Genomic DNA, 11431 nt, shown 5'->3' on the forward strand with positions numbered 1-11431 from the left:
ACGAACAAACGTTTGTCTTTTGCCTTGCGTATAAAATCTACCTATTTTGTCGCTTTTAAGTGTAAATAGGACACCTTTTTTACACTGATATATAGCAAAATACAGCTTCGTTTTTGCTACCTTTGCACGCAAATTTATTATTCATACCGCATGAGCTTAAATATCCATTACAAGGAAGATTTTCAAAATCGTCATATTGCGCCAAATGAGGCAGATACAGCCGAAATGTTGCAAACTGTTGGCGTAAATTCTATTGATGAGCTGATAGAACAAACTGTTCCGACGGCAATCAGGTTAAAACAGCCTTTAAACTTGCCTGCAGCGAAATCAGAAACTGAATATCTTGGTGCTTTAAAACAAACTTCATTGTTGAATAAAGTTTTCAAAAGCTTTATCGGACAAGGTTATTATGATACCATTACGCCGGGTGTAATTTTACGTAACGTATTCGAAAACCCAGGATGGTATACGCAATATACACCATATCAGGCAGAAATTGCTCAAGGTCGTTTACAGGCTTTGTTAAATTTCCAAACGATGGTTATCGATTTAACCGGAATGGAAATTGCCAATGCATCTTTATTGGATGAAGGTACTGCTGCTGCTGAGGCGATGTTTATGCAATATAGTTTGCGTAAAAACCAGGCGGCTAAGAAGTTCTTCGTTTCAGCATTGCTTTTCCCTCAAACGATCGATATTTTAAAAACACGTGCTAATCCTTACGGCATTGAACTGGTTATCGGTAGTCACTTAGATTTCGTAGCTACTGAAGATTTCTTCGGTGCAATTGTTCAATACCCGGCAGGAAACGGTGAGGTTTTCGATTACAAGGATTTCGCATCGGCATTGCACAATCAAAATATTAAATTAACGGTAGTTGCCGATATTTTAAGCTTAACCTTGTTAACGCCTCCGGGCGAATGGGGAGCTGATGTAGTGGTAGGTACTACCCAGCGTTTAGGTATACCAATGGGCTTTGGTGGACCACATGCTGCATTTTTTGCCACTAAAGAAGAATATAAACGTAATATCCCGGGTCGTATTATCGGTGTAACTATCGATAGCCATGGCGATTACGCTTTACGTATGGCTTTGCAAACCCGCGAGCAGCACATCCGTAGAGATAAAGCAACCTCAAACATCTGTACTGCACAGGCATTATTGGCCATTATGGCTGGTTTTTATGCTGCTTATCACGGTCCGAAAGGATTAAAAGCGATTGCAGAACGTACACATGGTTTGGCCATCAGCCTGGCCTCTACCTTAAAAGGTTTAGGTTTTGAGCAGTTAAACTCAGCTTATTTTGATACCATTCGTTTCGATTTAGGCGATTTAAAAGGTGGTATCCATTCAGGATGTATCGATAACGAAATCAACTTAAACTATGTTGGTAACGTTGCAACCATTTCGTTTGACGAAACCAGCACTTTCGAAGATGTAGCTTTGATTGCTAAAATCTTTGCTAAAGTTAAAGCTATTGCTGCTGATCAGGTTGAGGTAGCAGAAAATGTAGAAACCGTTATTCCATCAGCTTTACAACGTACTTCAGCTTATTTAACACACCCAATTTTTAATGCGCACCATTCGGAACATGAAATGTTGCGTTATATCAAATCGTTAGAGGCAAAAGATTTATCACTTTGCCACTCGATGATTGCTTTGGGAAGCTGTACCATGAAATTAAATGCCACGGCAGAAATGATTCCGGTTACCTGGTCTCACTTCGGTCGTGTACACCCATTTGCGCCTGCTGATCAGGTATTGGGTTACTATTCTGTTTTCAATGAGCTTGATAAATGGTTAAGTGAAATTACCGGTTTCGCGGCAATGAGTTTACAGCCAAATGCTGGTGCTCAGGGCGAATATGCCGGCTTAATGGTTATCCGCGCTTATCACCAGGATAGAGGCGATTTCCACCGTAACGTAGCCTTAATTCCTGCTTCGGCTCACGGAACAAACCCTGCTTCTGCAGCAATGGCAGATATGAAAATTGTTGTGGTTAAATCTTTAGAAAACGGTAATATCGATGTTGAAGATTTAAAAGCAAAAGCAGAATTACACAAAGATAACCTGTCGTGTTTGATGGTAACTTATCCATCTACCCACGGGGTGTTCGAAGAAAGCATTATCGAAATTTGCGAAACCATCCACGCTAACGGTGGACAGGTTTATATGGATGGTGCAAACATGAATGCACAGGTTGGTTTAACAAGTCCGGCTAATATCGGTGCCGATGTTTGTCACTTAAACTTACACAAAACTTTCTGTATCCCTCACGGTGGTGGTGGTCCGGGTATGGGCCCAATTGGTGTGGCTAAACACCTGGTTCCTTACCTTCCTGGCCACGCTGTGGTTGATATTGATAAGGGAAAATCAATTTCCGCAGTTTCATCTGCACCATGGGGTTCGGCTTCAATCCTGATCATTTCTCACGCTTATATTGCGATGATGGGTGCTGAAGGTTTAACCAACGCTACTAAATATGCGATTCTCAACGCAAACTACATGAAAGCGCGTTTAGAGCAACATTATCCTGTACTTTATTCAGGTGCTCAGGGCCGTTGTGCACACGAGATGATTTTAGATTGCCGTTCGTTCAAAGCTTTCGGAATCGAAGTTACAGATATTGCAAAACGTTTAATGGATTATGGTTTCCACGCACCAACAGTATCATTCCCGGTTGCAGGAACTTTAATGGTTGAGCCTACAGAATCAGAGCCTAAACATGAGTTAGATCGTTTCTGTGATGCCTTAATCGCGATTAAAAACGAAATTACCGCAGTAGAAAACGGTACTTTAGATAAGGTTGATAACCCATTGAAAAATGCGCCGCATACCGTTTCGGTAATTACCGCTAACGAATGGGATCATGCTTACAGCCGTCAAACAGCTGCGTTTCCGCTTCCTTATGTGTTAGAGCGCAAGTTCTGGCCTTCAGTTGGTCGTGTTAACGATAGTCATGGGGATAGGGCATTAATCTGTGCTTGTCCGCCAATTGAAAGTTACCTGGAAGAGATCGTACCTTAGTGAGGTAGAAGGCGGAAAGGTAGAGGGTTTAAGGTTTTTCTTTCCATCGCCATATTTCCCCTCAAAACGCCGCCTAGGTTCGTGTCGCCACGAACATATTCTATTCATCTGCAAGTTTTATGGATTCATTTCATAAAGCTTGCAGATTTTTTTTGCCAATGAATGTTGTTTTTCTTTGGGTTTAGAATTGAAGTAAGAACCTTGTTAAGATTACTCAGTCATCAAAAATTGATCTCTATAAGCAAATTAACTTATCCAGTTATCTAACTGTAGACACAAGATCCAGCCATCATCTGTTTTTTTATAAACGCTGGTATTTCCATATCCACATAGATTACCACAACCATAGCCATAGTCAAAAATGCAGAGTGTGCCATTTCTGAAAAAAATGGGTTTGGTAAAATGGTAATAGCCCTTAATTCCTTTTTTATAAGCGTAATTCCAACCCTTGGTTCGATCGTTGAAAATATGATTTAAGGTATCTGAGCTTATGATTTTCGCAAATGGTAAGATATTGTCCGGTAAAGTTTCAGTTTCTAATTTTTCTATTTTACGCCCCACGTATTTCCTTTCATTTTTGGTGTAAATAATTTGGGGAGCAACCGTTATTTTCCTGCTTAAAATTAAGCCTGTTAAAGTGTCTTTGTCAAAATACTTCTTCATCTCTTTAATAGCATAAACCGAACTTTTTGAGACATAAAGTATATGATCATCTTTGATTTTTAAGTTTTTTATAAAAAACCACTCCAGAAATTGTTTTTCGCTTTTTGACGACTTTTGTGCTAGTGTTACAAAGCTAGATAGTGTGAAAAATATTAAAAGGATTGTTGCTTTTTTCATATTTTATTGATGTTGGTAAAACTCGTATTCCATAAAGTATATGTTTTTATATTCTATTCATCTGCAAGTTTTATGAATTCATTTTATAAAGCTTGCAGATTTTTTTTAGAAATGAATGTCAGTTTTTCATCGGTGCTTGCAGCCCTGCCATTCGCTTCAATCTTTTTGTAGGTACTGTCAGGATTGGCTGCAAACCAAAAAGGATTTTCGCTGCTGTCAGGTTTAAGAATGAAAGGTTTGAAGTCAAACCAAATAGGTGGGAGCAATATTTAATTAGGTGAGAGCTATGAGCAACTCGGACACCATGATTAAATATTGGTTGCTTTTGCCCCCATTTCATCGGCTTCTTTTTCTAAACCCGCATTATCATTAATATTTATGTTAGGTTTTAACGGAGCCGTTGGTTTAACCCTGCCTTGTTTCTGTTCAACCACATGCCATGCCTCATGTTTTTCTTGATTAGCTGCTACATGAATATCAGCACCCTGGGCATAGGCTAAAGCATTTAATTGCGCAGGTTTATCCGAATTCGTGTGTACTTTCACTCCATCCATTGAAATACCTGAAAGTGCTTCAATGCCATTTTTTAAATTATCGGGTAAATTTTTCTTTGGCATTTTGAGTTATGTTAACGGTTTTGGGCTTATATTATGGCTCAGTTTGTCGATCTCAAAAGCGATATTGTACATCATCGAATTATTTCTTGTTAAAGTGGTGATCCAATTCACTCCTCCAAGCCAAATAAAGGGCATACCAATGAACCAAGCTTGATGAAATATAATCAAAAATGTCAAACCAATAGCAGTAAGATAGACCATAGCCGGATCTATTTGGATACGGTAAATAAGGTTTAGTTTTCCTCCTTTTTCACTAATGGTAAAACTACCTGTTTCTACTGTAGTGCAAATATCTCCCCTCCACTTGGAATAACTACCCTTAAAGGTAAGTTCGTAGTTGTTCTTTAAAATAATGTTTCCCTTTCTTTCGTCTATATATTCTTTCACTACCTGGATTTCTTTTGCATATCCACTTTCGTTGATGGGACGGCTAATTGCAGTTGAAAATTTATATTTGAACGGTGACATTATTTTAGGATAAGTCATTTACGGTAAATGTAATTTCCTTAATAAATGTTGTTAGGGTTATAAAATACTTCCTATTTAAATAAACCTTCAGAATTAACATTGTAGCCTAAAACTTTAATCTGATCGTTTTCTGCGGTTAAGGTAACGGTTTCTTTTGCCTGAAATTTTGCCCTTTCTACAACATAATATAGTACATAATTTGCAGATGGATTTGAGCCTCTGATTACTTTCGTTTCCCAGTGATCTAATTTTTTGCTTTTTATTTCGCCTAACTTGTTTATAGTTCCGGTTAAATAGTCATGTAACTTTTGTGTACTGGTTACTGCTTTAAATTGATTGCTCAGGATCGGACTTAATTTTTTCAAATCTTTTTGCTGAAGTAGCGCGTAAAACTGATCGGCTACTTTCTCCCCTTCTTTTTTATCTTCTTCGCGGTTTAAATATGCACTGTTGAAATTACAGCTTGTTGCAATGAATAATAAGCTGAATAAATATAATGAGGTGTAAATTTTGATTTTCATGAGCGTCTGATATTGTTTTCCAAATATAGAAGATTATTTTTTCTATGAACAGTATAGAATAAAATTGAGCATGATAGGCAGGTAGTAAATGTTTGCATTTTTTAGGCGATGCCAAGCAAACCCTCTACCTTAAACCTTCGGCCTTATACCTTTCTATATTCACATAAAAAAGTAAACAAATTAAACCATTGCTATAATTGTGCAGTCAATAGAATGATTTTAAATAAATCCGATTATTTTTGAAAAAACTTAACATAGGTCAACAACAGGAGATCGGGTGTTAATCTATATTTGTATCAAATTATAAAAAACCAGAAAATGAAATTAAAAATTAGCTCAATTTTTTTATTAGTGGCAGTTGTAGCATTGTCAGCTTTTAAAAACCCTACTAAACCAGTAACTTATACTGTAGATGCAGCAAAATCGACCATTACCTGGATCGGTAAAAAAGTAACAGGTTCTCACAATGGAACAATCGCATTGCAATCAGGTACTTTAGCCGTTAATGGTAAAACTGTAACTGGTGGTACTTTTACTATCGATATGAACTCTATCAAAGATGCAGATGGTAGTGCTAAATTAGAAGGTCACTTAAAAGCAGATGATTTCTTCGGTGCTGCTAAATTCCCAACTTCAACTTTTGTAATTACTAAAGTGGCTGGTTCAGGTGCAAACCTAACCGTAACAGGTAACTTAACCATCAAAGGCATTACTAAACCATTAAGCTTCCCTGCAATTGTAACTGTAAATGCAGATGGTACTGTTTCTGCTTTAGCTGGAAAAATCACTGTTGACAGAACTAAATATGATATCCGTTACGGTTCTAAATCATTCTTCGATAGCATTGGCGACAAAGCAATTGATGATAACTTCGAATTAGCTGTGAAATTAGTAGCAAAAAAATAATCCAACCAACCCCTTCTTTAATGGGAGGGCTTGAAAAGCGAAAGGTCTCGATGTTTATCGGGACCTTTTTTGTGATGTGCCAGCTGAAGCAGGCAACAATGAAATTATAGGCAATAAAAGGAAAATAATAAATTGCCGGCTTAGCCTCAACTGATACTAAATCCACTATAGGTCTGTTTCCCCTAAACCCTAAACCCTAAACCCTAAACCTACCTTATCCTAAATCCACCCTCAACGGCATCTACAAAGCCGGTTGCGGCACTTTTGCCATGGTAGAATAAACACTCCCAGTTTTCTTCGGCCGCTCTTTTACCAAATTCTTTACGTAATTCCATCGCCTTGCGGCCATCGAAATCGTATTTGGCAATAAAATTTTTAACCAGTTCCTCAGGCTCTGGCAAAACATCGCCTCCAAAAAATACTTTTTGTTTGCCTTCAGTTAAAAGGAAAACCTGGTGATTAGGGCAGTGGGCGCCTGTAAATTCGTAAGCAATGGTTTCATCCAATGCGCCATCACCTTCTACAAATTTTAATTGTGCGTTACGCTGAACAAAATCGAAAATATCGGTGTGGTAAGAAGATGAGGTACTGCTAAAAGCCGTTTCCCATTCGCCACGGTTTATTACATACTCTGCATCAGGAAAGCTAAGTTCCACTTTATCGTTCCCCTGTTTATGAATCATACCCCCAGAGTGATCGTAATGTAAGTGCGACATTAATACCTTGGTTATATCAGTAGGATCGAAACCTGCATTGCGGATGTTTTTGTGTAAAATGAGTTCGCCATGGTCATCACTAAATCCTAAACCTGTGTCAAAAAGAATCAAATCATTCTTCAGTTCAACTAAAAAAGGCTGAACGTTAATAAATAGCGATGCGGGTCTGTCTTTAAAATGATGTATGGCTGGGTCGAAAGGAACAAATTTCTTTGTTGCATCAACAGAATAGGTGCCTTCGAATAGGGTGTGAACTTGCAAAATATCGATCTTTAATGTTTCTACAAAGGTAATAATCTAAACTTGAGTATTGTTTTGGTAAAAGCTTGGATACTTCCTTTTTTTGTAAAATATGATGCTTAAATTTCAGGCATGAATTTTCGAATCTTAATTCTTCTGCTGGCGATCAGTTTTTCTACACAGTTAAAAGCACAGCAAAAACCAAATGTAATTATTGTATTGGCCGATGATATGGGCTATGCTGATATTTCATGTTATGGAAGTCCGCTGATTAAAACACCGTTTTTAGATGGAATGGCGGCTAAAGGAATAAAAGCCACCAACTTTGTTACTACTTCACCAACCTGTACACCATCGAGGGCATCATTGCTTACAGGAAGATATTGCAGCAGGATGGATTTGCCATGGCCAATTGGGCCTGGTGATAAACGCGGAATACCTGAAGATGAAGTTACCATTGCGCAGATGCTGAAACAATCGGGTTACGCCACTGCTTTAGTGGGCAAATGGCATTTGGGCGATCATGGTGTTTCGTTGCCAAATAAAAAAGGCTTTGATGAATTTTATGGCCTGTTGTATAGCCACGATTACAGGGCTCCTTATGTCAAAACCGATACCACAATCAAGATTTTTAGAAATAATAAACCAGAGATTTACAAACCTCATGATAGTATTTTAACGAGTTCTTACACCAAGGAATCGATTAAGTTTATTAAACAAAGTGCTGCGGCCAAAAAGCCATTTTTTCTTTACCTGGCGCAAAATATGCCACATTTACCCGTAGCTTTTGCCGCACAGAAAAGTAGGAAGAGCCCTTCCGCAGGTGGCGAACTGGGTGATGTGATCGAAGATATGGATGCAGGTTTAGCTGCCATATGGAAACAAGTAGTTGCTTCCGGACAGGCCGATAATACCATTTTTATCTTCACGAGTGATAATGGTCCCTGGATTAATGCGCCACAACGCATGTACGATGATGGTTTTACCAGGTTTTACCACGTGGGTTCAGCCGGCGTTTTTAGAGGCTCGAAAGGTATATCTTACGAAGGTGGTCATCGCGTTCCTTTTATTGTGTACTGGAAAGGCCATACCCTTAGCAATACCCAGTTGACGAAACCCATTTCAAATTTAGATGTTTTCCCTACCCTGGCCGATTGGACCAAAAGTAAATTACCCCAAAAAGTATACGATGGTGAGTCGGTTTCAGCTTTGCTTACCAATAAAGACTATAATAAACCGCACCGCCCCATCTACTATCATAATTACGTTTTAGAAGGGGTAAAAGATGGTGACTGGAAACTGAGGATTACGAAAAAAGACGATAAAGAACTGGCTGAGCTCTACAATTTATCGTGGGATCCGGCAGAGCGTGTAAACTTAATTGATGATGTCAAATATGCCGATCAGAAAGCACATTTGATAAAGCTTTATCAGGCTTACCCCGGAAATTCGAAGTAAAATGTAACATTTTGTTTTTGAAGGTTTTGTTCATCATCCTGTCAAAGAATGCCAACATCATATCCAATTAAAATGTATATTTACTGTTCGGAGACAGAATAAATGGAAAAAAGATGGGTGCTGGCATCAGATTGTAATGATGCTGAGGTAACAAAAATAGCAGAACAACTTAATATAGATCGCTCGCTTGCACAAATACTTGTACAGCGTAATATCTGTGATTTCGATCAGGCGAAAGATTTCTTTAGGCCAGATCTTAATCATCTGCACGATCCTTTTATGATGAAGGATATGGATGTTGCTGTTGCCCGAATTGAAGCTGCCTTGGCTGCCCAGGAGAAAATACTAATCTATGGCGATTATGATGTAGATGGTACCACCTCGGTTGCACTAGCCTTCAGTTTCTTCTCTCAGCTCACCAAAAATATAGAATATTACATTCCTGACCGATATTTGGAGGGTTATGGGATTTCTACGGCCGGGATTGATTATGCGAGTGAAAATGGATTCTCGCTGATCATCGCATTAGATTGCGGTATAAAATCTATCGATAAAATTGATTACGCCAATACTTTAGGTGTCGATTTCATTATCTGTGATCACCATTTGCCTGGAGATGAATTACCTCAGGCCATTGCTGTTTTAGATCCAAAACGTTCAGATTGCGAATATCCTTTTAAAGAACTTGCAGGCTGCGGTATTGGTTTTAAACTTGCGCAGGCTTATGCACAAAAACATCAGCTTCCGAAAGAAACCTACCTGCAATATTTAGATTTAGTGATGGTAAGCATCGCGGCTGATATTGTTCCGGTAGTGGGCGAGAACAGGATTTTAGCTTATTACGGCTTAAGAAAATTAAATACCAATCCATGCGAAGGGTTACGCGCCCTGATGGAAGTTTCGGGCAAAACCGAAAATTACAGCATTACCGATGTGGTTTTTACATTAGGTCCGCGTATTAATGCCGCCGGAAGGATAGACCATGCGAAACATGCGGTAGCCATGTTGCTTTGCCAGGTAGATAGTAATGCATTAGAGCAAAGCGAACTGATCAACCTTAAGAATACGGAGCGTAAAACTTACGATCAGGACATTACCCGCGAGGCGCTGGCTTTAATTGGCGAAAGTGATATTTTAATCAACAAAAAAACGACCGTTGTATTTAACGAAAACTGGCATAAAGGAGTAATCGGAATCGTAGCTTCGCGTTTAACTGAAAAATATTATCGCCCAACAATTGTGCTCACGAAATCTAACGGACATGTAGCAGGTTCTTGCCGGTCGGTAGTGGGTTTCGATTTATACGAAGCTTTAAGCGGTTGCGCCGATTTATTGGATCAATACGGCGGGCATAAATTTGCGGCAGGTTTAACCATGCAGCAACATAATGTTGATGCCTTTGCAGATAAATTTGAAGAAATAGTATCAGCTAGTATCACGGAAGAACTGCTTACGCCGATGATCAGGATTGATGCTGAAATTGAGCTGGCGCAGATTGATGGTAAATTCTATCGCGTTTTATCGCAAATGGGACCCTTCGGACCCGAAAATATGGCGCCTATATTTGTTACCCATAACGTATATCTCGCACAGCATGCCATAGCTGTTGGTGCAAATCATTTAAAAATTAATATAAAACAACAAAATTCGCCTATTTTTGAAGGCATTGCATTCGGGCTGGCAGAATTTGAAAATCTTTTACAACCAAAAGTGCCATTTTCGGTTTGTTATACGTTAGAAGAAAACGTGTGGAGAGATAAGAAACGCTTGCAGTTAAATATTAAAGGAATAAAAGTTAATTAACTATAAAATAAATCGTCATGCTGAACTTGATTCAGCATCTAATTTTTAAGATCCTGAAATAAATTCAGGATGACGGATAGATCAATATATGATATTAAGAGCCGAAAATCTCGTTAAAAAATATAAACAGCGTACCGTTGTAAATAATGTTTCCTTCAATGTAAGCCAGGGAGAAATTGTTGGTCTTTTAGGTCCCAATGGGGCCGGGAAAACCACTTCATTTTACATGATTGTAGGCCTGATCAAACCAAATGAGGGGCGTATATTTTTAGAGGAAGAAGATATTACCGAAGATCCGATGTACCGCAGGGCACAAAAAGGCATCGGCTATCTGGCTCAGGAAGCATCGGTTTTTAGAAAACTTACCGTTGAGGATAACATTCTGGCCATTTTAGAAATGAGTAAAATGAGCAAGGAGGAGCAGCGAGATAAACTCGAAGAGCTGATTAATGAGTTTAGTTTACATAAAGTACGTAAAAACCGTGGTGATTTATTATCAGGAGGTGAACGCCGCCGTACCGAAATTGCCCGTGCATTAGCCGCAAACCCTAATTTTATTCTATTGGATGAACCTTTTGCCGGGGTAGATCCGATTGCGGTAGAGGAAATTCAAAGTATTGTTGCCAAACTGAAACATAAAAATATAGGCATCTTAATTACCGATCACAACGTACAGGAAACACTTTCCATTACCGATAGGGCCTATCTGCTTTTTGAAGGTAAAATTTTAGAACAAGGTGTTCCCGAGGTGTTAGCAGAGAACGAAATGGTAAGAAAAGTTTATCTTGGATCGAACTTCGTATTGAAACGTAAGAAATTTGATGTTTAATAAATT

10 protein-coding genes are annotated in these 11431 nt (G+C 38.7%); 5 read left to right on the plus strand and 5 right to left on the minus strand.

Annotation, left to right across the window (positions count from 1 at the left end; genetic code table 11):
- Nucleotides 1–150: 150 nt before the first annotated feature.
- Nucleotides 151–3027, plus strand: coding sequence for an aminomethyl-transferring glycine dehydrogenase (gcvP, locus tag AC04QZ_RS14305; RefSeq protein WP_478358297.1), 2877 nt, complete (start codon nt 151–153; stop codon nt 3025–3027).
- Nucleotides 3028–3273: 246 nt separating this feature from the next.
- Here the strand turns inward: gcvP and AC04QZ_RS14310 are convergent, their stop codons facing one another.
- From AC04QZ_RS14310 to AC04QZ_RS14325, 4 genes are all read right to left on the minus strand, one after another.
- Nucleotides 3274–3867 carry a hypothetical protein gene (locus tag AC04QZ_RS14310; RefSeq protein ID WP_478358298.1) on the minus strand — a complete coding sequence of 198 codons (594 nt, stop codon included), beginning with the start codon at nt 3865–3867 and terminating at the stop codon, nt 3274–3276.
- 308 nt (nt 3868–4175) lie between these two features.
- Complete coding sequence (locus tag AC04QZ_RS14315) at nt 4176–4484, minus strand: eCIS core domain-containing protein (RefSeq protein ID WP_478358299.1); 309 nt, start codon at nt 4482–4484, stop codon at nt 4176–4178.
- A 6-nt stretch (nt 4485–4490) separates the two neighbouring features.
- Nucleotides 4491–4952 carry a hypothetical protein gene (locus AC04QZ_RS14320; protein WP_478358300.1) on the minus strand — a complete coding sequence of 154 codons (462 nt, stop codon included), beginning with the start codon at nt 4950–4952 and terminating at the stop codon, nt 4491–4493.
- Nucleotides 4953–5023: 71 nt separating this feature from the next.
- Nucleotides 5024–5473 carry a hypothetical protein gene (locus AC04QZ_RS14325; RefSeq protein WP_478358301.1) on the minus strand — a complete coding sequence of 150 codons (450 nt, stop codon included), beginning with the start codon at nt 5471–5473 and terminating at the stop codon, nt 5024–5026.
- A 318-nt stretch (nt 5474–5791) separates the two neighbouring features.
- On the opposite strand from AC04QZ_RS14325, the gene AC04QZ_RS14330 reads away from it, so the two are divergent.
- Complete coding sequence (locus AC04QZ_RS14330) at nt 5792–6379, plus strand: YceI family protein (RefSeq protein ID WP_478358302.1); 588 nt, start codon at nt 5792–5794, stop codon at nt 6377–6379.
- A gap of 209 nt (nt 6380–6588) precedes the next feature.
- On the opposite strand, the gene AC04QZ_RS14335 is transcribed toward AC04QZ_RS14330, so the two are convergent.
- Nucleotides 6589–7356 (minus strand): MBL fold metallo-hydrolase, encoded by a 768-nt coding sequence (locus AC04QZ_RS14335; protein ID WP_478358303.1) that lies wholly within the window; start codon nt 7354–7356, stop codon nt 6589–6591.
- 111 nt (nt 7357–7467) lie between these two features.
- Between AC04QZ_RS14335 and AC04QZ_RS14340 the strand changes: the two genes are divergently transcribed.
- From AC04QZ_RS14340 to lptB, 3 genes are all read left to right on the plus strand, one after another.
- Nucleotides 7468–8793, plus strand: coding sequence for a sulfatase-like hydrolase/transferase (locus tag AC04QZ_RS14340; RefSeq protein ID WP_478358304.1), 1326 nt, complete (start codon nt 7468–7470; stop codon nt 8791–8793).
- Nucleotides 8794–8895: 102 nt separating this feature from the next.
- On the plus strand, nt 8896–10596 hold the full coding sequence (gene recJ / locus AC04QZ_RS14345) for a single-stranded-DNA-specific exonuclease RecJ (protein ID WP_478358305.1): 1701 nt from the start codon (nt 8896–8898) through the stop codon (nt 10594–10596).
- 88 nt (nt 10597–10684) lie between these two features.
- Entirely contained in the window at nt 10685–11425 is a 741-nt protein-coding gene (lptB, locus tag AC04QZ_RS14350; RefSeq protein ID WP_108197705.1) for an LPS export ABC transporter ATP-binding protein, read from the plus strand.
- Nucleotides 11426–11431 lie beyond the last annotated feature (6 nt).

The organism is Pedobacter folensis (assembly GCF_056490665.1).